Here is a 26,156-nt window from a genome sequence, read left to right on the forward strand (position 1 = left end):
CATGCAATAAAGCTTTAAAGCTTTATTGCGCGTTTAAAGAACTTCGCAACATCCAGGCGGTTTTCTGGTGTTCTGTCTGGCGTTCGATCATTAAATCCATGGTTGACTGATCACCCTCTTCTTCCGCATTTTTGATCATTGATTGCAACTCATCAATTAAATGCTCATGATTTGCCAGCAATTCTCTGATCATTTCTTGAGCGGGGGGAATTTCATCGTCAAATTTAATACCGGCAAGCTTCTCAAATTTTGTGAAAGTTCCTGGTGCAACCACATTTAATGCACGTAGTCTTTCCGCTAAAACATCTACAGCGTCTGCAAGTGCTTCATATTGCTTCTCAAAGGCAGCATGCAACATGAAAAATAATTCGCCGGTAACATTCCAATGAAAATTTTGGGTTTTGGTATAAAGTACATAGGTATCTGCAAGTAAATGGCGGAGATCTCTAACAACTTTGCTTTCATTATCCATAAGCTACTCCTAAAATCTTTAAAAACATTTTTTCATTTTAGTATTTTTTGAAAACTATAGCCATCCTAAGCGCTGATTATTCGCAGGTAACAAATCCGATGATCGCTTTTAGTCGATTTTGCGCATATAACAAAGGTATTCGATCGCGTCTCCACGGGGGAATGCGCCATGCTTGAAAGAGTTTTTTGAGGCAATGCCTATTTTGCCGATTTTTGAGCAAGCATTTTTCTCCGCCTTGCCGGAAACGTATGCTCACCTCTTGCAGTTCATGCAACTTTAAACCTAATTGTTCTACTTCCTGCAACCTAATCACGCCCAGATCGCCAGGAAGAGGTAAGTCTTGCTGCAAATCCCAATCAATAACCAGATTGGGTGAGTGCTTTAGTAGAGGGCGCATAGCATAGAGATGATCTCCATAACGTCTTACTTCGACATTTTTCCATCGCAGTAACGGCACAGCATCAGGACGGGCATTCATGATTTCTTTTAGCAGCAAAGCTAATTTTTGAGTACTGGGTAACGACAAATTGAGCTGCTGCAACCAATAACGGATGATATGATTTTGAACAGGTAACGCGTGCTTTAAAACAGCTGGGATTGAGAGAGTTAATTGTTCAGGGTCAAAGGCCTCAACAAATACATCAGCGATTTGAGTTTCAATAAAATGATTAGCATTTGCGCAATGTGTTGCCGCTCGCGATAGATTCTCGATCACTGCGGGCCAACGCGATTGGATAAGCGGAAGCAGAGAGTTTCTTAAATAATTACGATCGAACAGCAAATTTCGATTACTTTCATCTTCAACCCAATTCAGTGTCTGGATTTCGGCATATTGCTTCAGTGATTCTTTATCAAATCCAAGTAAAGGTCGCGCTAATAACCCTTTTCCAAAACGAGTTGCTGCAGGCATCGATGCCAAACCTTTAGGCCCTGCACCTCTAAAAAGCTGTAATAGCAGTGTTTCCGCTTGATCGTTCCGATGATGGCCGGTGACTAACACTTCCTTTTCAGAGAGCAATTCCTTAAAAACGTTATAACGCAAATTACGGGCTTGCTCTTCTACACTTTCATTGTCTCTTTTAATATTAATATGCTTTATCACAAGAGGTATATGATAGCGTGCGCAGTAGGTGGTACATAGATCAGCCCACCGGTCAGCATTGGCACTAAGGCCATGGTGGATGTGGATTGCACGAATTGAGATCCCTGTTTCGATTACGCTTAACTGGGAAAGCAAATCTAATAATACACTCGAATCAAGACCGCCACTAAAAGCAACGCAGAATGTCTTTGATTGCGTAAGCTCACGTAGTGATTTCTGAAAAGAATCGACCGTTAACATTAGCGTCCAAATGACATTAACCGTTCATACCTTTCATGTAGCAGCCTATCCGTGGATTTGCGGTTAAGTTCTGTCAAGTTTTCAGTAATCGCCTGTTTAATATTAGACGCCATCAAATCGATATTTCGATGTGCCCCGCCTAACGGCTCAGGAATAATCCGATCAATTAACCCCAGCTTTATAATTCGATCGGCGGTTACACCCATCGCATCAGCAGCATCTGACGTTTTATCGGCGCTCTTCCATAATATAGAGGCACAGCCTTCTGGAGAGATGACTGAATAAACACCATACTGCAACATCATGACCCTATCACCTACACCAATAGCAAGTGCGCCTCCCGAGCCTCCTTCCCCAATAACCACAGTGATGATCGGAGTTCGTAGCATCGACATTTCAAATAAATTCCGAGCAATAGCCTCACTTTGATTGCGTTCCTCGGCTCCAATACCCGGATACGCACCGGGTGTATCAATAAAGGTAATGATAGGAAGTTTAAAACGTTCCGCCATTTCCATGAGTCTCAGGGCTTTGCGATAATCCTCAGGCCGTGGCATTCCAAAATTACGTTCGACTTTTTCTTTGGTCGTTCTACCTTTTTGATGACCAATAATCATTACCGGATTACCGTCTAGTCGCGCCGTACCGCCAATAATAGCGGGCGAGGCCGAAAAATGTCTGTCTCCATGCAACTCATCAAAGTCAGTAAATATCCGTGCGATATAATCATTGGTGTATGGCCGTAGGGGATGCCGAGCCATCTGTACTGTTTGTGTGGCGCTCAATGAGGAAAAAATAGAGCGGGTAAGCTCCTTGCTTTTACTCTCCAAACGAGTAATTTCTTCAATGATGTTTAATTCAGTATCTGTTCCAACACGTCGCAATTCTTCTATTTTAGCTTCTAGCTCTGCAATCGGTCTTTCGAATTCGAGAAAATTAAGGTTCATTACTCTGGTCCTTTATCTCTGATTACTGATCCCCTTGGGGTAGTTATGTAGTATTGCACTTTACATCCATTATTAACCCTTATGCAAGATCGTAAATTTAATTCACCTCTTGATTTGAAGTATTCGCCTATTGACAAGTCTGATATAGTTTATTTTTGTCAAAATATATGGAAAGGGAAATGTCTCTAATAACATTTAAAGTAGTGGCAGGTATAGTAATCTTTATTGTATCAATGTTGGCTGGGCTCTTGCCAATGCATATGGGACATTTCCATGAAGGCTCACGTCATCTTACTGACTCTATTACCAATGGAATTTTTTTAGGCGCTGCTATCTTTCATATGATTCCCGATTCCCAAGCAGGTTTTGCTGCACTAGGCATGATAAATTATCCTTATGCTATTCTATTGTGTCTTGCTGGCTTTATATTTCTGCAACTCATTAAGTATTTGACGCTGTATTTTAATAAAGCAGGGGATAGTTCAAAACTGAATGGCACCATGATTCTGATTGTGCTTTGCATTCACTCTATAATAGAAGGTGCCACCTTAGGCATCAACACAACTGTCGCCAATGCTTTTGTTATTTTTATTGCCATTATTGCGCACAAAAGTTGTGATAGTTTTGCGCTGGCGAGCACTCTAAAACGCTACATGATCTTGCCTAATTACAATGTGTTGATTGTAGCAATCTATGCCTTAATGACCCCCTTTGGAATTGCTATTGCTTCCACCATTATCGGCGCGCTGGAAAATAATACGGGAATCCTGGTTGAGTCTTCTTTGAATGCGTTAGCAGCGGGCACCTTTATTTATATTGGCGCCCTGGATGCATTAATTCAGCAGTTTAAGGTAAGAAGATTAAAACAAAATGTGGAAGATTTTTCTGCGTTGGTGCTGGGGATGGGTTTTATGGGATTCTTAGCTATCTGGATATAAAAGGAGTGGGGAGTGATGCCTCCCCCCATCAAGCCTGAGATTAAGCCTCCTCAATCAAACCGAGTTCTTTAACAGCATCACGCTCATGACGTAATTCATCTAAGGTCATCATAAGTTTTTTCTGCGCGAATGCGTTGTGTTCTACTCCTGTTACAACAACTAGTTCGCCATTTTCTGTGCGGCAGGGGAAAGAAAAGATTAATCCTTCATCGATACCGTATTGGCCTTGAGAGCAGACACATATGGAATAAGTCTCTAATCCAACTGTATCGAAAATTAGATTATAAACGCTATCAATAATCCCATTTGCGGCGGATGCAGCCGAAGATGAGCCTCTTGCCTTAATAATTTCAGCGCCACGCTTTTGAATGATTTCAATGAATTCTTTTTGAAGCCAACTTTCGTTTTTGATCACATCCACTACAGGCTTATCATCTATTGTTGCATTATAAAAGTCAGGATATTGCGTGGAGGAATGGTTACCCCAGATGTTCATATTTTTAACTTCTGTGACCGGCACTGCGGCTTTTAGGGCAAGCTGCGCACGAGCACGATTTTCATCTAACATCGTCATTGCATAAAAACGATCTTTAGAGATATCGGGAGCATTATTCATGGCGATGAGACAATTTGTATTACAGGGATTTCCTACAACGAGCACTCTTACATCGTCTGCAGCATGGTCATTGATTGCCCGACCTTGCGCAGTAAAAATAGCGCCATTAATTTTCAATAGATCTGAGCGTTCCATTCCTTCCTTACGGGGAACGGCGCCCACTAGAATTGCCCAGTTAACATCACGCATACCCGTATTGATATCAGAGGTACAGACAACATTGCGCAGAAGAGGAAATGCACAATCCTCAAGTTCCATTACTACGCCTCTTAATGCTGGCAGCGCAGCTTCAAGTTCAATCAGATGCAAATCAACTTCAGTATCCTTGCCAAACATATCACCATTGGCGATACGAAAGACCAAGGAATAACAAATATGTCCAGCTGCTCCAGTTATCGCTACTTTAACGCGTTTTTTTGTCATTTAATTAATCTCCTTAAACATGGGCATCAATTTCAGTAAGGGCAACAATTGCTTAGAATCTCCAACAGCAATAAAGGGGGGATTGAGCAAATGCGATCGGGTATTATACCGTAAAGCTTCCCAGTTTAAATCTAAAACTACTCCGCTTGCTTGTTCCACAATACATTGCCCTGCCCCTGTATCCCATTCATGAATGCGCGCTTTCCGAAGATAAATATCCCCGAGACCCTCAGCAATCATACAGAATTTGAGAGAGCTGCTTCTGTAAGTTAATTTAAGATTTCCTTGAGCAAGTAATAACCCCTGTAATTCTTCATGTAGCTCTCTTCGCGTGGCCACTAAAACAATTTCATCTCCTGGGTGCCATTCCCGTATGGAAAGTGCAATAGCTTCTCCTTCGCCTTCCGCTTTAAAAGAGCCGAGACCTTTTGCAGCGAAATAAAGTAGATTTTTCAGAGGCACAAAGATGACCCCGAGAACCGGTACTGAATTTTCAATTAAAGCAATATTGACAGTGAATTGGCCACTACGTTCAATAAATTCGCGCGTACCATCCAGAGGGTCAACCAGCCAATATTGAGACCAGGTTTTTCTAATATCGAAGGAAAAATCCGGGTCTTCTTCTGAGAGCAGCGGCACCTCAGGCGTTAGCAGTGATAGATTTTTTAAAATAATATCATGCGCCCGTAAGTCAGCTAATGTGACGGGAGAATTATCTTGCTTGGTGCGAATATCCAGTGGCGATTGTGCGTTATAAATATCGAGAAGCTCCTGCCCTGCCATTTTAGCAATACGAATGACCTCTCCTACCAAACGTTCATCTATTTTCATGAGTATTACTCTTGCTCAAAAGCTCCCTCACCATAAAAAGAGCGGCTATGCTGCGAGCTTCATGAAAGTCTGATCGTTCCAGCAACAAATCTAAGTCTTTTAATTTCCAAGGCACAACTTCAATAGTTTCTGGTTCATCGCCTTCCAGTCGCTGTTGAAACAAGTCCATTGCTAACACTACCTTCATTGTGCGTGTGGTATAAGCGGGCGCTGAAGATAAGGATTTCATAAATTGTAAGCTTCTTGCTCCATAACCGGTTTCTTCCATCAGTTCACGATTAGCCGCTGTGAGAATATCTTCATCACGATTTACTATCCCTTTTGGCAGACCCAGGTAATAATCTTCGAGTCCAACTCCATACTCTCTTATCAATAAAATTGTTTCTGAATCTAAAACAGGGATAATCATTACGGCTTCATGCGCACGTCCTTTTAATCGTTCAAAATGACGCTCCTCACCATTAGAAAATCGCAGGTGAACACCTTCTACCTGAAAAATTTCAGTGGTCGCTAATATTTTCGTTGCTAAGATGGTGGGCTTTTCAGTGGACATAGCTTTCCTGCTGTAAAATTTTGCAAAAATGAGTTTAAAGCAGTATAACACAGTTATCTTTGATTAAAGTTAGCCTTGATAGCCGATGACAATTCCTCTAAGTCTATATATTCATATTCCGTGGTGCATAAAAAAATGTCCGTATTGCGATTTTAATTCTCATCAGGCAGGCAGCGACCTTCCTGAAATGCAATATATCGAATGCTTGATTAACGATCTCGAACAAGAATTACCGAGCATATGGGGACGCAACATTCAGACCATTTTTATAGGGGGTGGCACGCCTAGTTTATTTTCCCCCGATGCATTGGATTATCTTTTCCAACAAATACATGCCCGGATCCCCTATTCCCCGCATATAGAAATTACTATGGAAGCCAACCCTGGAACGGTGGAACAACATAAATTCCAAGAATTTCGAAAGATGGGCATTAATCGATTGTCGTTAGGCATACAAAGTTTTCAAGATGAGAAATTGCAACGCTTGGGTCGCATTCACACGGGTACTGAAGCCCATAACGCAATCAACACCGCCAAAGAAGCAGGTTTTGACAATTTCAATCTCGATATCATGTTTGGGTTACCGGGACAATCACTTGAAGATGCATTACATGATGTAAAAAATGCATTAACACATCAACCCACTCATTTTTCCTGGTATCAACTCACTATTGAACCTAATACTCATTATTTTCAATTTCCTCCTAAGCTACCCGATGACGATTACATTTGGGAGATGCAGGAACAAGGACAAGCGCTACTCAATGCTGCAGGCTTACATCAGTATGAAATTTCTGCTTATAGCCCTGACCATTTACAATGCCAACACAATCGTAATTACTGGTTGTTTGGAGATTATTTGGGAATAGGCGCTGGAGCACACAGCAAAATTACTGACTCTGCATTGGGGGTAGTAAAACGTAAATGGAAGATTAAGCATCCAAAGCAATACCTTGCAGCGAAAGAATTTACTGCCGGCGAAAAAATTGTTTCCTCTTCTGAATTACCGCTGGACTTCATGCTAAATGCCTTACGTTTGCATGAACCTATTGCTTGTGCTTTATTTGAAGAACGTACATTACTCGCCGTTGATAGCATACAACAACAATTGCACGCTGCTGAAAAATTGGGATTAATTACCTGTGGTGTAGACTATTTCAGCACGACCTCTCAAGGTAAACTTTTCCTCAACGATCTGCTGCAAATTTTTAGTAGCCCTGATGCAACGAAGTGAAATTGGGGTTTACCCCAAAACGTTGCATCAAGGCTATACAAATCACTGAAGCTTAGGGCTGACCTGGCGCTCCCGGCGTCACCGTTGGAGTGACTCCCAATCCTGGTGTAATGGTCGGTGTAATAACAGGATTATTTACATTGTGCGTAGGCACACCTAATGAATTAGGAGAAGGCTGAGGTGTTTGGTTTTCATATTTATCTTCAAACGCTTGCGATTGCCTATCTAACTCTTGAAAGACAGATTGAGCAATTTCAGGCGGATAACCCTGGGCCTGCGCTTGTCGAGTTACTTGAGTGATAATATTGGGGTTCTGCTGAACATTATTTGGAACAATAGCACTATTTTTTAGCGCCGCCCCGCGCTTAACGAAAGCGAGTCTTCTTGCAATAAGGTCGGCAATTTGGCTATCAATCAACCGAATGTTTTGTTGAACACAACTCATATCTTTACAAGATCTATTCGCGATTAACTCATAGCCTTGCATAGCTGTGCCATTTACATAGGGATTTCCGGGAACAGACCCATATAACGTTCCAGGAAGAACGGTGGCATGCGCACAAACCACTATCAGTAAACCTATTAAGAGCAAAAGTCCTTTTTTCATACTATCTCCTTATATTGTCTTCCTATAAATCAAATCGGTAATCGTGTGGCCGAGTCTCTCCCCTTTTTGTTCAAATTTTGTTTTAGGGCGAATTAAGTTAAGAGAAATACCCGCTGTATTGATTATACCGAATCCTTGATGTTTGGACATAACATCCCGCATGTGGTCTGCGTAACTCATTACATCTGTAGCAAGATGGAAATACCCGCTAGCCTCTAATTTTCTCTGCACTAAATCAACAAAGGGGGTTTGGACGATGCGTCGTTTCTGCTGACGCCGTTTGGGCCACGGGTCCGGGAAAAATAACAGAATAGCCGCTAGGCTATGATCCGCGATATGTTGGTTCAACCATTCTTTAGCATCGCCACAAATTACCTTTAGATTAGACAATTGTTTTTCTTGAATGGAGAACAATAAGGCGCCTATCCCGGGCTTATGGACTTCTATCCCTAGAAAGTTTATTTCCGGATTTTTCTCAGCTAGCTCCACAAGTGATCCCCCCATGCCAAATCCTATCTCGAGTATAGTGGGGGCGGACCTTTGGTAAAGCTCCTCAAAATTTAGCATATTGAGGGGTGGCTCAATTCCAAATAAAGGCCAGAACTGCTCATGGCTTAGTCTTTGGCTTAAGGTCATTCTGGATCGAAGGACGAAACTTTTTATTTCACGCTTTAAGTTTGTATTCATTAAAATCTACCAATTTTTGCACCTGCACTGGATTCTCTGCTGATGATTAGGTAGGATACCTAATTCAACAAATAAAATTCAATCACGAATTTAGCCAAATAACAGCTTCCTCTCAAATCAAAAGGTTTGCCATGAAAAAGACACTTAAAATTGCTGGTATTTCATTATTAATTTTAATTACCCTCTTTGCGGGCTCCGCTTTTGTAGTCAGTCGATATGTTGATCCTAATAAATTCAAAGGCAGAATTAGCCAATATGTATTTGCTAAAACCGGTCAAGTGCTGGTGATTAACGGTAGTATGCACTGGTCTTTATTTCCCTGGGTGGGAGTTAAAGCGACTGATTTAACTTATTATAATGCCCCCTCTTTCAGTCCAAAAGCGTTGATTTCGGCCAAAGAAATGGACATCAAAATCAAACTTATCCCACTGACGCATGGCCAAATTGAAATAGGTAATATTACCCTGAACAATGCGGTACTTAATCTAATTAAAAATAAATCGGGCAAATTTAATTGGCAAACTATTGCAGAAGAAGATAGCAAATCCCCCGACACTAAAAACAAATCCAGCTCAATTTCTAAATTTTCGGTTGCCAGTTTAAGTATTAAAAATGGCAAACTAAATTGGTATGATCAGCAAAAAAATTCTCATACTGGTATTGATTCGTTAAATATAAATAGTAAACACATTCAACTCGGTCAGTCCTTTCCCTTATCATTAGATTTTGACTTAGTGGATGATAACTCAGTCAAAAAGGTCTCTATTGAAGCTAGCGCCGACGTTACATTATCTCCAGATACCCAACAATATTCCTTACAAAATTTAAAGTTCAACAGTCAATACCCTACTTCATCAAACACAGTAGCTCTGAAAGCCGACGGCAATGTAGAGGCTGACATTCGGAAACAAACATTATTATCTCACCTAAATTTTGTGATCAATAATGTTAATGGTCAAATTAATTTGAAAGGTACTGAGATTTCAAAATTAGCACAGTATGAGGGAACGTTGACCGTCGATGATTTCAATTTGAAAAAATTACTTGATGAGCTGGGCAGTCCATTAGTCACCAAAAATAGTGACGCATTAAAGTCCGTTTCTTTATTAAGCAAAATTAACATCGATAACGGAAATGTATCGCTTAAACAACTTCACGCCAAGATTGATAAAACAGATATTTTTGGCAATTTATTACTGACAACCAAAAATAAAAATATTAATTTCAATTTAACGGCGAATCAGATCAACGTTGATGATTATCTTTCAGGAGAGACTAGCAATAAAAAAGAAACCACCCCTTCGCAACCTGAATCAAAAAATTCCACGCCTTCTCCTTGGAAAGTGAATGGCCGTATCAATGTGGCGAGCGTCAATGTAGACAAACTCAAGTTGTCGAATCTCATAGCGAATTTGGACATGCAAAAAAATGTTATTCGCATTGCCCCGCTTAGCGCTAATCTTTATAAAGGCCAACTAGACGGCTCCGTGGTCATTAATAAGCAGCAACAAAGTAAAACTGCTATCTATATCAAACAATCGCTTAAAAATATTAACATTAATGAAATGCTCCGCGAGTTTTCTGATTCTGATAAACTCAGCGGCACAACTTCGCTATCTACTGATCTGACTTCCGTCACCGATAGCAACACAAGTTTTCTAGCCGCCTTGAATGGTAAAATGCAGCTGACATTAACCAATGGTTCACTGCGTGGTGTAGACGTTATCTATCAATTGAGTAGAGCCCATGCATTTATCAAACATTTATCTTCGCCGGGAATTACTGATTCAAAAGAAACGCAATTCTCTTCGCTGAGCGCGAACGCCTTAGTTACCAATGGCGTTATTAATACCGATGATTTAACCATCACGTCGGAATTTTTAAAAGTAAATGGTAAAGGCACAACTAACTTAGTAAATAAAGATATTCATTATCGACTTAATGCGACAGCACAGCCTAAGCTAGCTAATGAAAATAAAGATATCGGCAAGGAAGTGACGACTTATCAAGTACCCATAAAAATATCTGGTAAGCTGACTAAACCCAGCGTTAATTTAGATTTTGCAGAACTGGCTAAAACTTTGTACGCGAAGCAAATTGAAAAAACAGTTTCAAAAAATATTAATCAGCTTAAGGGTAACCTGCAGGAGCAAGTCCAAGATAAAATTAAAACGCTGGTACCCGCATCGTTGTTCAATAAAATTATTAAATCTGATGATGCTCCTGCCGCACCAAAAGAATAAATAACGTCATGTCAGACTTTGCAAAGGGACTGCTCAATTGGTTTGATGGCTTTGGTCGCAAAAATCTGCCGTGGCAAAAAAATATTACGCCTTATCGAGTGTGGATTTCAGAAATCATGTTGCAACAAACACAAGTTGCAACGGTGATTCCTTATTTCGAGAAATTTATTGCTCATTTTCCTGATATTCAAACTTTAGCGAAATCAGAGCTAGATACCGTGCTTCATTTTTGGACTGGTCTTGGCTATTACGCTCGCGCTCGCAATATCTATAAAAGTGCAAATATCATTGTCGACCATTTTGCTGCCGAGTTTCCGAGCGATTTGGATACTTTAATATCCTTGCCGGGTATCGGCCGATCCACAGCCGGAGCCATACTTTCGATTGCGTTCCAAAAGGCTACTCCCATCCTTGATGGCAACGTCAAACGTGTACTGACCCGCTTACACGCGATTTCTGGCTATCCTGGGGAAAAGTCGGTTGAGGATAAATTATGGAAATTAGCGAGTGGCTATACCCCTGAAAAACGCTGCGCGGATTTCACTCAAGCTATTATGGATTTAGGGGCAACAATTTGTACCCGTGCACAACCTAATTGCAATGCATGCCCCCTCCAATTCGATTGTCTCTCATATCAAGAAGGTAGCATCTCTCTTTACCCCCAACCAAAAGCAAAAACCAAACTGCCCGTCAAAAATACGCAATTTTTAATCTTGTGGAACGAAAAAGGCCAACTTCTACTGGAAAAAAGGCCTCCAATGGGCATCTGGGGAGGATTATGGGGTTTTCCAGATTACCCCCAATCTGATTTTGCAGAGCACTGCAGGTTGAAATATGGCGCTGAAGTCATCACTTATTCTACGGGCCAACTATTCAGGCACACCTTTAGCCATTATCATCTCGATATCACCCCTGTGTTTATAGATATTGCGCATCATCGCAAAGATGTGATGGAAGGCGATTTGATATGGTGTCTTGCAAACGAGATTCCCCAAGTGGGATTGGCCGCTCCCGTTAAAAAACTATTGTTGGAATTCGCAAAAACAACATACTAATGAATGAATTTTCAAGAAAATTGATTATAATGTCCCACTTAAAAAATAAATTTTGTTATTTTGAATTGATTAGCATATAAGGGTCCATCATGACACGTACTGTTTTTTGTAAAAAGTTAGACGCAGAAGAACTGGGCTTGGAATTCCCCCCCTTCCCCGGCGACCTAGGCACTGAAATTTATAACAACATTTCAAAACATGCTTGGCAAATGTGGCTCAGCCATCAAACAATGTTGATAAACGAATATCGATTAAACATGTTAGAGCCAGAAGCAAGACAATTCTTAGTCGATGAAATGAAAAAATTCCTATTTGGAACTGGTAGCGATGCCCCTCCCGGATATCAGCCCCCAGAATGAGAATTCGCTTGACTCAAACTCCTACAATCGGTTTAATTAGCGTCCTCGGCCAGATAGCTCAGTCGGTAGAGCAGAGGACTGAAAATCCTTGTGTCGGCAGTTCGATTCTGCCTCTGGCCATAGTCAAATCAAGGACTTACAATTATCCGCTAAATAATCAATTTTTCAGTGCTACCTAGGTGCTACCAAAAGCTAAACGGATTTACATATAAAATTGTGATTTAGCGAAGTTACACTATTGAGGTTAGAGGTTAAATGAAAAACTTGTTCAAGTTATGCTTATCATTTCGAGATACCATTACTCGGTCCCAGTATTTATTAGGAATGCTAATGACGGTGTTATTTGTAACCTTACTATATATTATATCTGTGGAAATTAGACCTGATAATCAGCATGGAACCCGTGATATTTTTGCAGCAATATTAAGCTTATTATTGATTATTGATCTGCCCATCTTTTTATATACGCTAATAGCTTTAGCAGTTAAAAGGTTACGAGATGTAGGGTGGTCCAAATGGCTAGCAATTTTTAGTTTTATTCCGCCTTTATCTCTAGTATTGTGGCTACTTTTACTATTCATACCTAGTAAAAAAATTAAAGGACTTTAGAAAAATTTATCTCTAAAAAATAAAGAAGTAACATCGTGAGTGAGTCGCAAACATTTGCAATCACAAATCTTTTGGATCGCTTAATTTCTAATGATTCAGCCTTAAAAGAATTCATTCTCTTTGGATTAAAACAAGCATGGGCGTGTCTATTTGGCGGGTTGCTACTTTTTTTTATTTTAGTCACCCATTATTGGTATCCATTCCAGCATTATCTTAATCGGTATGATTTTTTATTCCTTGTTGCCATTCTTATTCAGGTTATCTTGCTACTCACCAAATTAGAGACATGGGAAGAGGCCAGGCTAATAATTATCTTCCACATTGTCGCAACCATCATGGAAATATTTAAAACTTCTCCCGCAATTGGATCTTGGCATTATCCTGAAGCAGCTGTGTTCAAAATTGCGAATGTTCCTCTTTTTGCTGGATTTATGTATAGCGCAGTAGGAAGTTATACTGCTCGCATTTGGAAAGCGTTTGATCTGAAGTTTACTTATTATCCGAAGTCAATCTGGCCTTTTATCGTAGCCATCCTTATTTATATCAACTTTTTCACGCATCATTTCTTTTGCGATCTCCGGTGGTTATTAATCGCAATAAGCATTATTGTTTTTGCTCGCACATCGATAATTATGACAATAGGTCAAAACTGCAGGAAAATGCCTCTTGTTGTGGGTTGGTTCTTGGAAGCAATCTTTATCTGGTTTGCTGAAAATATTGCAACACTTTCAAATGTGTGGCTCTACCCTTTCCAAAATGAATCTTGGCAACCAGTTTCCTTTCATAAAATATATGCATGGTATTTGTTAATTATCATTAGTTTTATTTTAGTCTCTACAGTTCATAAACCAACATTGAAAAGAGAATCATAAAGAATGGATAAAATATTCGATCAAGAGACCATCGAAAGTTTGTCAACAGAAAGTTAAACTCAGTGGTGCTGGTCTTGCATTTTTCATCGTCAAAATTTGTAAGAATCAGCACCTGATTATCCATCTTTTTGATTCAAAGCAAATCCAAAATTTTTCCCATTTTTCGCAAACTTGAAAAGTTTGCATATTGCGCTTTTAGATGTCTTTACAATTTGATTGGCCAAGGTTCAGTCAGGTTGGGAAAATTAAAGCAACTGCTACTGGCTAAGAAATATGTGATCAACACAAAATAGCAAACAAGCTAGTTGTTGATTCAAAGTACACCAAATGCATCTAGTACATCAAACCATTCGTGAGTGGCTTTTGTAGATGTATTTGTGATGTACTTTGAATGGACTTATCTGGGAAGATGTACACTGATACCAATCCTTACTGGCTAATGAAGAGTGTACTTAATGTACTTGGTGTACATTGTATCTAATATCTTTTAGGTGAACATGAAAACCATCTTTTTGACGTTGTGGTTCAAATTCAATATGAATACCTATGAGAGTCAAAGCGATACACTGTCTCTTCAACTGCATCGCAAGACCTCGTGCAGACCTTGGCCAGTCTAATGCTTTCTCATGCTTATAAGATTTGCTGAGTATGTTATAAAGCTGACTGTATAAGCCTGAGAAGCTTCCCTTCTCTTCCATAAACTGAATGATTGCGGTTGCAAGAGATGAATGCTCCATCGCTGAAGTGATACTCACCTTACGATTTTCTAAATAATCTCGTATAAAGGATCCAGGTTCCCAGGCCAAAGCATGTTCTAGTGCAACGCCTAACTGTGCAAAGTCTGCTAAGCGGGGTTTTTCATCAAGTCGAACATTCGGCAGTTCTTTTAATATTTGAGATAAAGTTGTCAATAATGCGCCTAAAAAACGCCCATGATTTTCGCTAAATCGTTGCTGTAATTCTTGATCAGTTTTGCGCTCCGTCACCAAAATGGGAGGCAACTCCAGAACAATCGCGCGATCAATTAAATCCTGAGCTGAAATAAAATCGTGGATACCATTCATGATGACCGGGCGTTTTATCTCTGCAACTTCTTCTTCCATGGTGCTATACAGTTTTCGCGTGGCAAAACCACCGCCTGTCGCCAAACAGCATAAGTCATCTTGCTGACTCGCACTTAAGCGGCTGATGTTATTTAGGGAAACCAACCAATTATTCACTGCTGCGACAAATAAATCTTCACTTTTCCTGGGTGTTCCGCGTAAGTTTGATGTGGAAGGATCAATCAACTCGCGTAAAAAATATTGTGTGCTGCTTTTTGCAGATCCTTGCAAACCAGTTAATACCAGAATTGGAAAATGCGTATCAGGACGTAAACATTCCAGCAACCATGCCAAAACTAATTTTTGACTCTGTGGAGGAATATTAATTAGCTCCCATAATAAATCAATGCTGCCTTCCTTTTCCGGGCGTGGTAATGGTCGCATGGACCTTGAACGTCTGAACTTTATGGGCGCTTGAGGCAGAATTTTCCAACCCTGTAAATTAATCTCAACTATTTCACAACTTTCATTGGCCAAATCTAAATATATTGTATCGCCTAAATGCCCGACACGAATAAAGACTTTGTGACAAGCCCCCTCAAATCTGGCTTTACCATTAATGACGGCTAATACGTCTTGTAAAGAGGTTTTATTGATTACTTTTTGATGTAAGCGCCAATAAAGATGAGTAATGCTTTCTTGAAATTCTTTACTTTCAATCGGCCAGGTCTCATAACGATCTCTATGGAGAAATGTCACATAGGTTTCACCCTGTTCATCATGAAAAAATTCTGCGTCAGCTAACAATTGCAACACTTGATTTGCCAAAGATATTTTCTGATCTGAAGCTTGATGTGAATCACAAGTAAGCCCCAATTGTTTGTGTACTGTTTCCATCCCCTCCAAATTTGCTAGGTCATTAAAATCAGATGGCTTAGATTCAAGTGACTTAAATTGCGGAATGAATAATTGTGCCCCCAGGTATTTTGCAGTTTCTTGCGCTTTAGTTAGACCAGGATTATTGGGCGACCATTGATCGTTATCCGCACAAATCATTATCTGATGGTTTGGATAATTAGTTTTTAATACTTTAGCAACCGGCAAAAGATTATTGGCATTAAAAGCCACAAATGTGGCACAACGACTTGCTTGATATATTGTCGCTGCTGTTGCATATCCTTCACACAAATAAAGGGTTGACGTAATCTCACCAATGGAATAAAAATGACCATGAATTTTTCCATTCGATAAAAATCGTTTTTGACCCTCACTATTAATGAATTGTAAGCTATGGAGTTGCTGTGATTGATCCAAAATCGGTATGATTAATAAATTATTTTTATAGAGTCTTAAGCCATAGGACTGCACCGATTTATTTTTCAGATAAGGATGAATAGTAAGTGGTACTGACTGTTGCCAAATATTATTCGCTCGCTCTTGTGCCTCATTTTGTAATCGGGTTAATTCCACTTCTCGCTTGTTACGCGCTTCTGAAATTATTTTTTGTACTTGAAACTTTTCTTGTATCGTTAATTGCTGTTCTGGTTTGTAGCACCAAGTTTTTTCTATATCACGTTTCCAACAACCATAAGCACCGGCAGGGATACCATCGATATACAATACATACCATCCATTCTTTGAGCCAGACTTATCACCACCTTGATAAAAGCGATGTATTTGACCGTCGGCTATAATTTCATCCGTAATAAAAATTGCATCATTCTCCATTGCACTTTTAAATGTATGGATAATATTATTATTCATAGCACTCTCCTGTATGACCTAGAGTGCGACGTGCAATGAATGCGTTAATGTCATGCACGTTATAACGAATTAATTTTCCTACGCGAACATACGGAAGGCTATAACGTCCTGTACATCGCCAAACATCTAAGGTTCCTGTCGAAACTCCTAAAATTTCAGCCGTTTGTTGCGGGGTCAATAATTTATTCAGAGAAGAATTAATGGCTGTTGATGAATTCATAGTAAAGATGCTCCTTTAAAATTTGAAATAACAAACAAGGAGCATCTTGCGGTAATGTTGAAGAGTTGTGTTCCAAGTGGAAAAATTATTTTCCAAGTTAGGATGAAGGCTATAACTTATTGATAATTAGAATCATTCCAAGTTGTCACAAAAAATAATCTTCTCCTTTTGTTATTGTGGTTTATTGCAGTGCTATAAAGCTCTATGTAATCCTACGTAATACACTATAAACCTATTTCAATTAACATTTTGTCAAAATACATGACTATTTGAGCAGAAAATTATTCTTGATCGTCTGGAACCAAATGAATGTCTCTCTGAATAGTACGTAATGATTCTGCAATCCGACGTTGAATACTACTTTTACCGAGACCGTAGATTTTTAGATTATGATCTTCCAAAAATTGTAGGATGTCTTCTGTCACCTGAAAAATATTTATACTTTTTACGGAACCCAATCGTGGCGATTTATTTTTAAAAACATATGCCATCACCACTGCTCCTAATGTTTTTGATAAATATTCTTCCTCTTTACTTTTTACTTGTTCAATTTTGGTTTCATCAGCTTTACTCCCAAATAATTCTGGAAATTGATTTGCATATGCCTCTTTTGCTAATTGCCATAATTCCTCTGGTATTGGCCATTTTTTCTGCACACATTCATTCAAATACGCCGCAGGGTGACCACGATGCTCACGGTATTTATAAAAATGAACTGATGTAAATATTTGATGGAGCTTATAGGGGTTTATTAATTCTGGATACGTCTCGATGTTGGTTTTGTGATCTTTAACAGTAAAACGGATTGATCGGTATTTATCAGGATCTAACCCACAAATAATGAGACAAGCATTTTTTTGTGACCAGGAGTCTAGTTTAAGTAAAAATTCATAATCAGGTTTATTAATTGGCATAACACCCCTCTCGTGTCAAACCTCATTGAGAGGTCAAGCCAAGTTGGTGAGGTACCAACGATTCAGGAGCTACCCTAGGCTTAACCAACAAGTTACATTACATCATTTAATGTCCTTGATTAGTAATTATTCAGCGCAAAATTTTAATTGGCTAGAACGTTCAGGTTTGAGCCGAATTTCAATGAAAAATGAAAAGAAAAAGCGGAGCATACTCACGTATGTGAGCAGTTTTCTTTTCATTTTTCATTGAAATTCGGCCAAAAATGGACGTTCGCATCTAATGGCTGAATAGTTACTTGATTATTTGAAAATAATGGTGCGGTATCTTGTTCATACCCTACTAACTGTAATATATGGTCAGTAATTTTTTGTGTTGCTAATTTAAGACGATGTTGATCAGATATAATATACCCAGCCGTCACATCTGCATCGTCGTTAATTTTGTGATTCAATAATCGTTTCAACGTGTAACGGCTCATATCTAACGATTCAGTAATCGTGGCAAATGTTCGACGTAAGTCATGTACTGTAAACTCGATTCCCGATTTTTTACGAATACGTAAAATTTGCTTTCGGGGTTCAACCAAATGTCCAGTACAACCTTCACCAGGAAATACAAAAATACTTTCTGTCTGTAGTTTTCGTTTTCTTAATAGTTGTGTAACAAAACTACTCATGGGCAAGGTAACCGATTCACTATTTTTTGTATCTGCAAGCATAAATGTCCCCTCTTTCAAATCAACATCGGACCACTTCAGTCCAGCTGCTTCTTCCCTACGCACTCCGGTAAATAAAATAAATAACAAGTAATCTTTAACTATTTCTGTTTTTGCAAATGAAAATTCATTTTCTAAGGAAATCACAGTATTAAACCAAATCGGTAATTCTGTTCTCTTGATATACGATTGTTTACGCTTAACTTTAAACCAGCTTTTTGTTGCTGATAATCTCACAACAGGATTCTCAAGAAATAAGGATTTATTTTGTGAATCTTCATAATGGAAACGAGCGAAATTAAATAACGCACGCAATACCCGAAATGCATTATTGGCTCTTGCAGGGCTTTCATTGCCTCTTTGGGCATGTCTTTTTATTGCCATGTCCTTTGTGATAGCACGCAAAGGTTTATCTAGCCAATCAGAAAAGGTTTGTTGCAGAGATTTATGATAATCAAGAATTGTTCCTGGCTTTAAATTTTTTCGCGCCTTTAAATAATCATCAAATACTTCTTTTAAAGTAATATTTGAAACTTCAACTTCTCGCTTTTCTTCAATGGGGTTAATGCCCTCAGAAAATTTCGATAATGTCTCAAGTGCCTTTTTACGAGCTTGCTCTATTGTCATTGATGGAAACCGTCCTAGAGTAACACGCACGGGTTTACCTTTGACTTTACGATAGACTATAAAACTTTTAACACCAGTAGGAGTTATAGAAATGCAAAGGCCATTTACTTTGGTGTCGTAAATATAACGACGTTTTTCATCTGATGCAGGCGTCAGTTGTTCAAGGGCTTTCTTTGTGAACGGGATTCTTTTACTCATCGTAATTCAATCTCTTTATCTCTTTAATTCACGATTTTCTTGAGCAGATACATTTATCAGTAATTTTTCATAATTATTTATAGCAATTATCTAACATTAGAAAAAAGATCCATATTGTTACCAGCTAATTATTCTTTTAATCCAAAAAATTTATTTTTTACTCTTTCCCATCAATCTTTTTTTGAGTTTGCTCCAAGTAATTCTGAGGTGTGACAACTTTTTTTCGTGTTCGCTTCTCTAAATCTTTTCTCGCATTACCAGCCACTTCACCACCCGAGCGCGAAACGGAACGATTTTCTTCAAATCCCTGGGCATCATTTTCTCGAGCTATTTCAGTTGTTGATGCTTCTCCAAGCATTGTAAAAATCAATTCGAGATCTGTCATATGATCGCGTAAGTTTTCACGTTCTAAACCTTTATGCTTTTTATATTCGGTAGGAGTTAATCCAAAAGCCGCTTTAGATATCTCTGCAGTCAAAATAGCATATTCCTGAGTACCACCCACCTCACGGTTCTTCCATTCTTCCGTTAGCTCTCCCCTCACTTGGATACCACGCATTCGTTTTTCAATCCAAGAATCATCATAGCCCTTAGCTTTATATATCTCGCGCGCACGTTGAGAGGCCAATTCGGGATCTTCAATCTCCTGTACGCGTTCATATCCCACTTTGGCTAGCCAACGTTTAAATGGTTCTGCTTTGGGAGAGGGAATAGATTGGATAATGCGCAGCATCCCTTCGGTATTTGCACAGTCTGTTTCTCTCATCTTCCCGTCAGAAGCACTCAATTTCAACTGTCGACAAAATGTCGACAGTTCACTTGCTTCTTCATTTTTTACTCTTACCTTCATCTTGTACCAATAATCTCTTGGGTTAGCACTATCCGTTAATGCTTCAATTACATCTATTACCGAAAACCACCATTCATCATTAATAAGAGTCCTGCGTATTTTGTGATCATTAAAAACGGCAATATGATCATTAATTATTAAGTCTTTTTTCATTATTTCATCCCTTACTTTAGGAGTATTAATCATTTTATGATAAGACCGTATCTTTTGCGTCAGGGCAATACAGTAGCTCTAAAATCTTGTGCTTTTAATTTTTTTATTCATTTTTCTAGCTCACCCACCATTAATATGTCTGCATGACGCTAATATCCATTTAATCATGCAACAGTCCAGGCAGTTTTCCTGGTGCTACCATGGTGCTACCTTTTAGAGCAAACATGATAGAATATTAGTTAATTAAGTTAAAGAAATATTTTTATAAGCAATTGATATATATGACGATATTAAAGATCATCAAAGATCGTAAAACTTCAGAAAACCCCGATTTCCAAGACTGAAAATCCTTGTGTCGGCAGTTCGATTCTGCCTCTGGCCATAGTAAATTCAAAGCGTTACGAATCACCGCCCCACTGAAACAAAAATCTGAAGTGCAAATGAAGTGCAGTTTGAATGTATGAAGGTAGACGAAGATGCACAAACAGATCTATATCTCCATCAAAAGCTTGGTTTAATACTATAAGGAATTGGAGTGGCGACATTGCAGAACTGACCACAATGCCACCGTTACGCTATCTAAATTAATAAGTTCACTAGCCTTATCATCAAATCTTGCCACTTACGAATAAGCTTTGAAGAATCCTTAGGCAATAACATCATTTTATCCAACGCAGATAATGCGTCAGACATTTCATTACCAACTAAGATGATCTTCTGGAAGATTTCAATTTGACGACGGGTAAGGTTTAATTTAGATGTGCTTTTAGATACACTAGACTTCGTCATGATAACTAATTCCTGTAGTTATTGTGAAAGTGCTGGCTAGGTGGTGAGACACTTGGCCAGTGCGATTATTATGATCTTATCTGCATCGAAAAATCAAATTAAATTAATTCAGAATGAATCAGCCAGATCAGGTCGCCACTACACAACCATTGAACGAAGAACCATGAAAGATATCATAACTGCATTAAAAGAAATTAAAGACCAAGGATCATTTTGTGGAAAAAGAACAACATCTTTTGATGATCTCCAATTAGAAATCAAAGAATTGGGCCCATTAAAATTTCCGCTTTCCGATCGCAGCGTCAAAAGTTTGATTAAGCATGCAAAACCTGCCAAATTTGGCTGGCGCGAAGCAACAATCTTGGACAAGACTGTGCGTAATGCATGGGAAATTCCTAAGAGCAGAATTAAAATAGAAGCTAATAATTGGAATAACACACTAAAATCTACTCTTGCTCATCTTAAAACAGACTTAGGATTACCAGAATCAGCAGAGCTAAAAGCAAGTCTTCATAACCTTCTTATCTATGAGCCAGGTCAGTTTTTTAGCCCTCATCAGGATTCAGAAAAATTGGATGGAATGGTAGCCACCTTAGTGGTCATTCTTCCCTCGAAACACAAGGGCGGAAGTCTTATTATTGATCATCAAGATGTGAAAAAAACATTCCAAACTAGTCGCTTCCCACTCAATAAACTAACTTTCATTGCTTTTTATGCTGATTGTCATCATGAAGTTAAAGCCATTAAAGAAGGTTACCGATTAGCCCTCACCTATAACCTTGTTCTTAAGAAGAGCACACAAGTAGAAATCAACCAGCCTAGATTTTCCAATGATAATCTCATCCAAAGTCTTCAGGCTTATTTTGCTGAAGAGGACAACTCAGTTAATCATGATAAAGATCCCAAAAATTTAATTTACCTTCTTGATCATAGCTATTCTCAAAAAGGGCTTTCCTGGAACCATCTAAAAAATGGTGATCATTTTCGAGCAGAAGCACTCAAAAAAGCTGCTAATACATTAGATTTGGAAATTCATATGGCACTTGCTGACATCCAAGAAACCTGGAATTGTGACGTGAGTTATGACTACTACCGATATCGCTACAAAGATAAATCTTGTTATGACAGAAATGAAGAAGAGGGTGACAATATTGAGCTGACTGAATTACTCGATAGTAATACTATTTTGCAATACTGGATTGATAGCGAAAATGAATCTTTAAGTTATAAAGATTGCCATGTGCCCTATGATCAAATCTGTTGGACAAAAGCAAGTAACGAATTTGAACCCTTTGATTCTCAGTTTGAGGGTTGGATGGGGAACTACGGCAATACAACAGATCGGTGGTATCACCGAGCAGCGATTATTCTTTGGCGCAAAAAAGATCACTTCCCTATTCTTTTTGGAATGGATCCTTGGTCGATTATTGATAAATTATTAAAATTAACAAAAACGAAATCTCATGAAGTACAATTACATCAAGTCCTTAGTTCTCTTCTACCCTATTGGGCCGAATTTTTGCGAGGCAATAACGAATCAACTCTAATTTCAGCTGTACTTAAACTCGCACTGTATATCAATGACTCTCAATTGGCACTTGCACTGGTAACTGGTTTTGATATTCATGCGCTGACTTCAAGGTCTGCAAAATTATTTTTATCCCTGCAGGATCTTTATGATACATCATGGTGTCTTAATGTTCTGAATGAATGGGCTAATGAGGATAACTCGTTGTCAAACCCGGAAAAATGTAAAAATATTTCTGAAACCATTCGACGCTTATCCGAAAATAAAAACAAAAATAAAGCTCTCACCGACTGGCTTCTTGCTTACCAGTTAAAGAAAATTCAAGATCACGATGCATCTTGCAAAGAATACAGTAGCCCTGTTCAAATTCTCAAGGATACATCTGAAAGAATACATGACCTTATTGATTTTCTGAAAGCTTGTATAACTCTCGATCATGATTCGAATTCTCTCCAACTTATTAAATACATAATTGGTAATATTGAATTATATCCAGCCACCAATTTAATCGAGGTAATTCATTACCTTAAAGACAATTTAAATAACCATGATCTCAAAAAATTTGGTTATCAAAAACTATTCAGCCATGTTTTTGTCGTCTTAAAAACTGAACTCGATCAGGGTTTGCGCAAACCCAATGACTGGTCACTAAAAGTCCCTTTATCTTGCAGTTGCCAAGATTGCATCATTCTTAATGAATTTCTCCAATCAAACGTAGAAAGAATTAAAATATGGCCATTGGCAACAGGACGTCGCGCCCATTTACACCAAAAAATTGATGACCTAGGTATTCCAGTAACTCATCATACTGAAAGAACAGGATCGCCATACAAACTCATCTTAACCAAAACTGATGACCTACATCATCACGCAAAATTTAGATTTGAAAAATTGCTAAAGGAATTCACTATCTTGACTAATAAAATCAATGACCATCCTAACAGACATAAAAAATACGGCTTGTGCACTTAACATTCTGAACAACAGAAGCGATTACAAACTTTGTGATTCTGAAAATTTCTCATCCCCTAACTTACGCCATCGCTCTTTTTCAAAGTCGCTTAATTGGAGGGCAATTTGATTCCCATAAGGCACGAGATTTGGATCCGAAAGTTATCCGAGGTCGAGTACAGGCAGATAAAGCATGGGGTGAAGAATGGCGACATTTTCAAAATCACTATTTCCTTGCCAAAGGACTCGATTTGACTGTCGATGCAAATGGCATTTATAGTCAAATTCATTTAGGTAAACATATTTTTCATGCAAAGGATCGTGATCAATTTGATCTTTGGCAAGAAAATCAAAACCGACATCAAGATGCCAAACAAGTTGCACTGACTGATCCGGAGAATGTCCTCAATCAAATTACATTACATAATTCAGTATTTAGCGAGCATGATATTGCACGCTTACTTCACAAACACATCGATGATCCGCAAGAATTTCAAACAGCTCTAAACAAATTATTTTATTGGGCACGGATGATGATGGAAAAGAACATTACACAACCCGAAACATCTTTGAGCTAGAAAATAATATTCAGGAGGTCGCAGAAAACCTCAACCAACATGTCTCACATCCTATTCATCCTAGTCTGATTAAAAATATTATTAATAACTATAAGCTCAATGACGAACAAGCTAATGCTATACAACATATTTTGCAGGGATCAGATATTTCAATCATCGTTGGACGCGCAGGCACGGGAAAAACGTATGCCTTGAAAGCAGCGAAAGAGGCTTTTACTAAAGTGGGTTATCATATTCAAGGCATTGCTCTTTCAGGTATTGCTGCTCAAGGATTACAAGAGGCATCTGGAATACCGAGTAGAACAATTGCATCATTCACATACGCACTGCGAAAAGAAACTTTGAAGCTCACAAAGGATGACATCATTATTCTGGATGAAGCCGGCATGACGGACACTTACGCTTTATCTGAAATCATTAATCATATCCATAAAGCACAAGCAAAATTGATACTCGTGGGTGATGAGGCGCAATTGCAACCCATAGGACCCGGTGCGCCTTTCCGAGCGTTATTAGAGCGTGTTGGATTTGCTGAGCTTCAGCAAATAATTCGACAAGAAGAACCCTGGCAACGTAAAGCAACCCATCATCTTGCTACAGGTAATATCAGAGAAGCGTTGAAATCTTATCAAGAACATCAGCATATTCATTATAATAAAACAGCAAACGATGCGATACACCGCCTCATTGATGATTGGCATCATCGATATAACCAAAAATATATTATATTGCAGCAAACACTTATTTTGGCACATAGAAATAGCGATGTAATGCAACTAAATGGAATCGCAAGGGCTAAACGAATTTTAGCGGGTGAAATTGATCAAGGCTTTTCTATTAAAAAAGGGGAACAAGAATTATGGTTAAGTGTGAATGATCGTTTGTTATTTCTAAAAAATGATCCTAAGTTAGGAGTTCGAAATGGTCAATTTGGAACTGTAAAAGCAATTGAATCTGATAATTTTGGTAAAGTGAAAAGCATTACTGTTGATCTTGATAACAACAAGGCTGTTACCTTTGATCCTGAGCACTACGGACATTTTAATCATGGCTATAGTGCTACCATCCATAAGACACAAGGGATTACCGTAGACCATAGCTTTATTTATGTTGCAGGTAATTATTGGGATCGCAACTTAATGTATGTTGCGGGAAGTCGTCATAAGAAAAAAATGGATTTATATATTGATCAAGAGAATCACTCCAATCTTGAATCACTCATCAAAGGACTAAACAAAGATGGGATGAAAGATAGCGTTCTTGATTACCCATTGAATTTTGCTAAACGACGAGGTATCGATATTGAAGGTCTATTTGCCCGAATTAAAGAACATGCTTTAGAAAAACTTAAAGTTACTAGAAAATATTTACATGAAAAATATCATCAGCTAATAGTGATAAAAGAAAAAATATCAGCACAACATCATAAACAGCCTGAAATAGTCAGTGACAAGCATAAAAGGCATCCTTATTTAAATAATGCATGCTCTACACAAGTTAATGAAGTTGATGACGTTAAGCGTACTCAAGAAAAGTTTCAGAAATTATTGAATGATCTTGATCAAGCAAAAACTCTAAAAAATCATTATGTAGTCTATCGACTAAAAAAAGACGTACAACTTGAAGTCAAAAATATTTACAAAAATAAAAAGATGCATCAAACCATTCAAACAAAAATGCCTGAATTTGCAAAAACGCTAGAACAGTACCATTCAAAGCAACTTGAGTACGACATGGATTAATAATCTGTGTGAATACTTTTTATTTGCATCAAGATAAATTGAAGTGAATTGTCCTCGAGTCTCCGCACATACGCAGAATTATTTTTCGATAATTTGCGTGTGACATGTACATCATGCTGGGCTAACCATGCAGGATAACACACTTGCCACTAAACCAAGGTCTACTGACAAGTAGAGGCTCGGGGATAGTTTAAATATAGTATATTTGGTTCGTTTTTCCAGCAAATTCATTTACTCAATGGGCAAAGAGTTGATAATCAATAATTTTATTTTTATGGGGTTTTTTAATATCTTA

General features: G+C 38.5%; 24 protein-coding genes and 1 tRNA gene. 11 read left to right on the forward strand and 14 right to left on the reverse strand.

Annotated elements, in window-relative coordinates:
• Positions 1 to 22: 22 nt before the first annotated feature.
• The 3 genes from H0U71_09480 to H0U71_09490 form a co-directional block, all read right to left on the reverse strand.
• The gene (locus H0U71_09480; GenBank protein MBA2655276.1) at positions 23 to 472 is read right to left on the reverse strand and encodes a DNA starvation/stationary phase protection protein; all 450 of its coding nucleotides are present in this window, start codon (positions 470 to 472) and stop codon (positions 23 to 25) included.
• 76 nt (positions 473 to 548) lie between these two features.
• Positions 549 to 1,814 carry a tRNA lysidine(34) synthetase TilS gene (gene tilS, locus H0U71_09485; GenBank protein MBA2655277.1) on the reverse strand — a complete coding sequence of 422 codons (1,266 nt, stop codon included), beginning with the start codon at positions 1,812 to 1,814 and terminating at the stop codon, positions 549 to 551.
• Positions 1,814 to 2,761 carry an acetyl-CoA carboxylase carboxyltransferase subunit alpha gene (locus H0U71_09490; GenBank protein MBA2655278.1) on the reverse strand — a complete coding sequence of 316 codons (948 nt, stop codon included), beginning with the start codon at positions 2,759 to 2,761 and terminating at the stop codon, positions 1,814 to 1,816. Before H0U71_09490 ends, tilS begins: the two co-directional genes overlap by 1 nt.
• 179 nt (positions 2,762 to 2,940) lie before the next feature.
• Here H0U71_09490 and H0U71_09495 point away from each other — a divergent pair, with 179 nt between their 5' ends.
• Complete coding sequence (locus tag H0U71_09495; GenBank protein MBA2655279.1) at positions 2,941 to 3,699, forward strand: ZIP family metal transporter; 759 nt, start codon at positions 2,941 to 2,943, stop codon at positions 3,697 to 3,699.
• Between the two features lie 40 nt (positions 3,700 to 3,739).
• On the opposite strand, the gene H0U71_09500 is transcribed toward H0U71_09495, so the two are convergent.
• From H0U71_09500 to nudE, 3 genes are read right to left on the reverse strand one after another with little or no spacing between them, the layout of a single operon-like run.
• Positions 3,740 to 4,738 carry a malate dehydrogenase gene (locus H0U71_09500; protein ID MBA2655280.1) on the reverse strand — a complete coding sequence of 333 codons (999 nt, stop codon included), beginning with the start codon at positions 4,736 to 4,738 and terminating at the stop codon, positions 3,740 to 3,742.
• The gene (gene cysQ / locus H0U71_09505; protein MBA2655281.1) at positions 4,739 to 5,569 is read right to left on the reverse strand and encodes a 3'(2'),5'-bisphosphate nucleotidase CysQ; all 831 of its coding nucleotides are present in this window, start codon (positions 5,567 to 5,569) and stop codon (positions 4,739 to 4,741) included. It abuts the gene before it with no gap.
• Positions 5,556 to 6,122, reverse strand: a complete 567-nt coding sequence (gene nudE, locus H0U71_09510; GenBank protein MBA2655282.1) for an ADP compounds hydrolase NudE — start codon at positions 6,120 to 6,122, stop codon at positions 5,556 to 5,558. Before nudE ends, cysQ begins: the two co-directional genes overlap by 14 nt.
• Before the next feature lie 85 nt (positions 6,123 to 6,207).
• Here nudE and hemW point away from each other — a divergent pair, with 85 nt between their 5' ends.
• Positions 6,208 to 7,356 (forward strand): radical SAM family heme chaperone HemW, encoded by a 1,149-nt coding sequence (gene hemW / locus H0U71_09515; protein ID MBA2655283.1) that lies wholly within the window; start codon positions 6,208 to 6,210, stop codon positions 7,354 to 7,356.
• A 52-nt stretch (positions 7,357 to 7,408) separates the two neighbouring features.
• Here the strand turns inward: hemW and H0U71_09520 are convergent, their stop codons facing one another.
• Together H0U71_09520 and trmB are read right to left on the reverse strand one after the other, a co-directional pair.
• Positions 7,409 to 7,963, reverse strand: coding sequence for a chorismate mutase (locus tag H0U71_09520; protein MBA2655284.1), 555 nt, complete (start codon positions 7,961 to 7,963; stop codon positions 7,409 to 7,411).
• Positions 7,964 to 7,972: 9 nt separating this feature from the next.
• On the reverse strand, positions 7,973 to 8,650 hold the full coding sequence (gene trmB, locus H0U71_09525) for a tRNA (guanosine(46)-N7)-methyltransferase TrmB (protein MBA2655285.1): 678 nt from the start codon (positions 8,648 to 8,650) through the stop codon (positions 7,973 to 7,975).
• A gap of 131 nt (positions 8,651 to 8,781) precedes the next feature.
• Here trmB and H0U71_09530 point away from each other — a divergent pair, with 131 nt between their 5' ends.
• The 6 genes from H0U71_09530 to H0U71_09555 all read left to right on the forward strand — a co-directional run bounded on the left by H0U71_09530 (position 8,782) and on the right by H0U71_09555 (position 13,788).
• Positions 8,782 to 10,893, forward strand: coding sequence for an AsmA family protein (locus tag H0U71_09530; protein MBA2655286.1), 2,112 nt, complete (start codon positions 8,782 to 8,784; stop codon positions 10,891 to 10,893).
• Positions 10,894 to 10,901: 8 nt separating this feature from the next.
• On the forward strand, positions 10,902 to 11,948 hold the full coding sequence (gene mutY / locus H0U71_09535) for an A/G-specific adenine glycosylase (protein ID MBA2655287.1): 1,047 nt from the start codon (positions 10,902 to 10,904) through the stop codon (positions 11,946 to 11,948).
• 89 nt (positions 11,949 to 12,037) lie between these two features.
• Entirely contained in the window at positions 12,038 to 12,307 is a 270-nt protein-coding gene (locus H0U71_09540; protein MBA2655288.1) for an oxidative damage protection protein, read from the forward strand.
• 47 nt (positions 12,308 to 12,354) lie between these two features.
• Positions 12,355 to 12,427, forward strand: a tRNA-Phe gene (locus H0U71_09545).
• A 135-nt stretch (positions 12,428 to 12,562) separates the two neighbouring features.
• Positions 12,563 to 12,916: a DUF805 domain-containing protein gene (locus H0U71_09550; GenBank protein ID MBA2655289.1), complete on the forward strand. Its 354-nt coding sequence runs from the start codon at positions 12,563 to 12,565 to the stop codon at positions 12,914 to 12,916.
• An 83-nt stretch (positions 12,917 to 12,999) separates the two neighbouring features.
• Positions 13,000 to 13,788, forward strand: a complete 789-nt coding sequence (locus tag H0U71_09555; GenBank protein ID MBA2655290.1) for a DUF817 domain-containing protein — start codon at positions 13,000 to 13,002, stop codon at positions 13,786 to 13,788.
• Between the two features lie 452 nt (positions 13,789 to 14,240).
• Here the strand turns inward: H0U71_09555 and H0U71_09560 are convergent, their stop codons facing one another.
• From H0U71_09560 to H0U71_09585, 6 genes are all read right to left on the reverse strand, one after another.
• Positions 14,241 to 16,595 (reverse strand): toprim domain-containing protein, encoded by a 2,355-nt coding sequence (locus H0U71_09560; protein ID MBA2655291.1) that lies wholly within the window; start codon positions 16,593 to 16,595, stop codon positions 14,241 to 14,243.
• The gene (locus tag H0U71_09565; GenBank protein ID MBA2655292.1) at positions 16,588 to 16,815 is read right to left on the reverse strand and encodes a helix-turn-helix domain-containing protein; all 228 of its coding nucleotides are present in this window, start codon (positions 16,813 to 16,815) and stop codon (positions 16,588 to 16,590) included. Before H0U71_09565 ends, H0U71_09560 begins: the two co-directional genes overlap by 8 nt.
• A gap of 281 nt (positions 16,816 to 17,096) precedes the next feature.
• On the reverse strand, positions 17,097 to 17,729 hold the full coding sequence (locus H0U71_09570) for a hypothetical protein (GenBank protein MBA2655293.1): 633 nt from the start codon (positions 17,727 to 17,729) through the stop codon (positions 17,097 to 17,099).
• A gap of 236 nt (positions 17,730 to 17,965) precedes the next feature.
• A complete protein-coding gene (locus tag H0U71_09575) occupies positions 17,966 to 19,270 on the reverse strand; it encodes an integrase arm-type DNA-binding domain-containing protein (protein ID MBA2655294.1) in 1,305 nt (434 codons plus the stop codon).
• Between the two features lie 157 nt (positions 19,271 to 19,427).
• Entirely contained in the window at positions 19,428 to 20,273 is an 846-nt protein-coding gene (locus H0U71_09580) for a Bro-N domain-containing protein (protein MBA2655295.1), read from the reverse strand.
• 579 nt (positions 20,274 to 20,852) lie between these two features.
• Positions 20,853 to 21,062, reverse strand: a complete 210-nt coding sequence (locus H0U71_09585) for a hypothetical protein (GenBank protein ID MBA2655296.1) — start codon at positions 21,060 to 21,062, stop codon at positions 20,853 to 20,855.
• 52 nt (positions 21,063 to 21,114) lie between these two features.
• Here H0U71_09585 and H0U71_09590 point away from each other — a divergent pair, with 52 nt between their 5' ends.
• The 3 genes from H0U71_09590 to H0U71_09600 are packed head-to-tail and all read left to right on the forward strand — an operon-like array spanning position 21,115 to position 25,861.
• Complete coding sequence (locus H0U71_09590; protein MBA2655297.1) at positions 21,115 to 23,562, forward strand: 2OG-Fe(II) oxygenase; 2,448 nt, start codon at positions 21,115 to 21,117, stop codon at positions 23,560 to 23,562.
• Between the two features lie 32 nt (positions 23,563 to 23,594).
• Entirely contained in the window at positions 23,595 to 24,119 is a 525-nt protein-coding gene (locus tag H0U71_09595) for a hypothetical protein (protein MBA2655298.1), read from the forward strand.
• Positions 24,062 to 25,861, forward strand: a complete 1,800-nt coding sequence (locus H0U71_09600; GenBank protein ID MBA2655299.1) for an AAA family ATPase — start codon at positions 24,062 to 24,064, stop codon at positions 25,859 to 25,861. Before H0U71_09595 ends, H0U71_09600 begins: the two co-directional genes overlap by 58 nt.
• The last annotated feature ends 295 nt before the right edge of the window (positions 25,862 to 26,156 follow it).

The organism is Gammaproteobacteria bacterium (assembly GCA_013697705.1).
In the GTDB taxonomy this organism is placed as follows: Bacteria; Pseudomonadota; Gammaproteobacteria; order UBA6002; family UBA6002; genus UBA6002.

Excerpts from the sequence above, each read along its gene's own strand:
- H0U71_09530 (MBA2655286.1), top strand. The coding sequence starts at position 8,782 with ATGAAAAAGACACTTAAAATTGCTGGTATTTCATTATTAATTTTAATT.
- H0U71_09585 (MBA2655296.1), bottom strand. The coding sequence starts at position 21,062 with ATGACGAAGTCTAGTGTATCTAAAAGCACATCTAAATTAAACCTTACC.
- H0U71_09580 (MBA2655295.1), bottom strand. The coding sequence starts at position 20,273 with ATGAAAAAAGACTTAATAATTAATGATCATATTGCCGTTTTTAATGAT.
- H0U71_09520 (MBA2655284.1), bottom strand. The coding sequence starts at position 7,963 with ATGAAAAAAGGACTTTTGCTCTTAATAGGTTTACTGATAGTGGTTTGT.
- H0U71_09575 (MBA2655294.1), bottom strand. The coding sequence starts at position 19,270 with ATGAGTAAAAGAATCCCGTTCACAAAGAAAGCCCTTGAACAACTGACG.
- trmB (MBA2655285.1), bottom strand. The coding sequence starts at position 8,650 with ATGAATACAAACTTAAAGCGTGAAATAAAAAGTTTCGTCCTTCGATCC.
- cysQ (MBA2655281.1), bottom strand. The coding sequence starts at position 5,569 with ATGAAAATAGATGAACGTTTGGTAGGAGAGGTCATTCGTATTGCTAAA.
- mutY (MBA2655287.1), top strand. The coding sequence starts at position 10,902 with ATGTCAGACTTTGCAAAGGGACTGCTCAATTGGTTTGATGGCTTTGGT.
- tilS (MBA2655277.1), bottom strand. The coding sequence starts at position 1,814 with ATGTTAACGGTCGATTCTTTTCAGAAATCACTACGTGAGCTTACGCAA.
- H0U71_09490 (MBA2655278.1), bottom strand. The coding sequence starts at position 2,761 with ATGAACCTTAATTTTCTCGAATTCGAAAGACCGATTGCAGAGCTAGAA.
- H0U71_09570 (MBA2655293.1), bottom strand. The coding sequence starts at position 17,729 with ATGCCAATTAATAAACCTGATTATGAATTTTTACTTAAACTAGACTCC.
- H0U71_09540 (MBA2655288.1), top strand. The coding sequence starts at position 12,038 with ATGACACGTACTGTTTTTTGTAAAAAGTTAGACGCAGAAGAACTGGGC.
- H0U71_09495 (MBA2655279.1), top strand. The coding sequence starts at position 2,941 with ATGTCTCTAATAACATTTAAAGTAGTGGCAGGTATAGTAATCTTTATT.
- H0U71_09560 (MBA2655291.1), bottom strand. The coding sequence starts at position 16,595 with ATGAATAATAATATTATCCATACATTTAAAAGTGCAATGGAGAATGAT.
- H0U71_09550 (MBA2655289.1), top strand. The coding sequence starts at position 12,563 with ATGAAAAACTTGTTCAAGTTATGCTTATCATTTCGAGATACCATTACT.
- H0U71_09480 (MBA2655276.1), bottom strand. The coding sequence starts at position 472 with ATGGATAATGAAAGCAAAGTTGTTAGAGATCTCCGCCATTTACTTGCA.
- H0U71_09500 (MBA2655280.1), bottom strand. The coding sequence starts at position 4,738 with ATGACAAAAAAACGCGTTAAAGTAGCGATAACTGGAGCAGCTGGACAT.
- hemW (MBA2655283.1), top strand. The coding sequence starts at position 6,208 with ATGACAATTCCTCTAAGTCTATATATTCATATTCCGTGGTGCATAAAA.
- H0U71_09565 (MBA2655292.1), bottom strand. The coding sequence starts at position 16,815 with ATGAATTCATCAACAGCCATTAATTCTTCTCTGAATAAATTATTGACC.
- nudE (MBA2655282.1), bottom strand. The coding sequence starts at position 6,122 with ATGTCCACTGAAAAGCCCACCATCTTAGCAACGAAAATATTAGCGACC.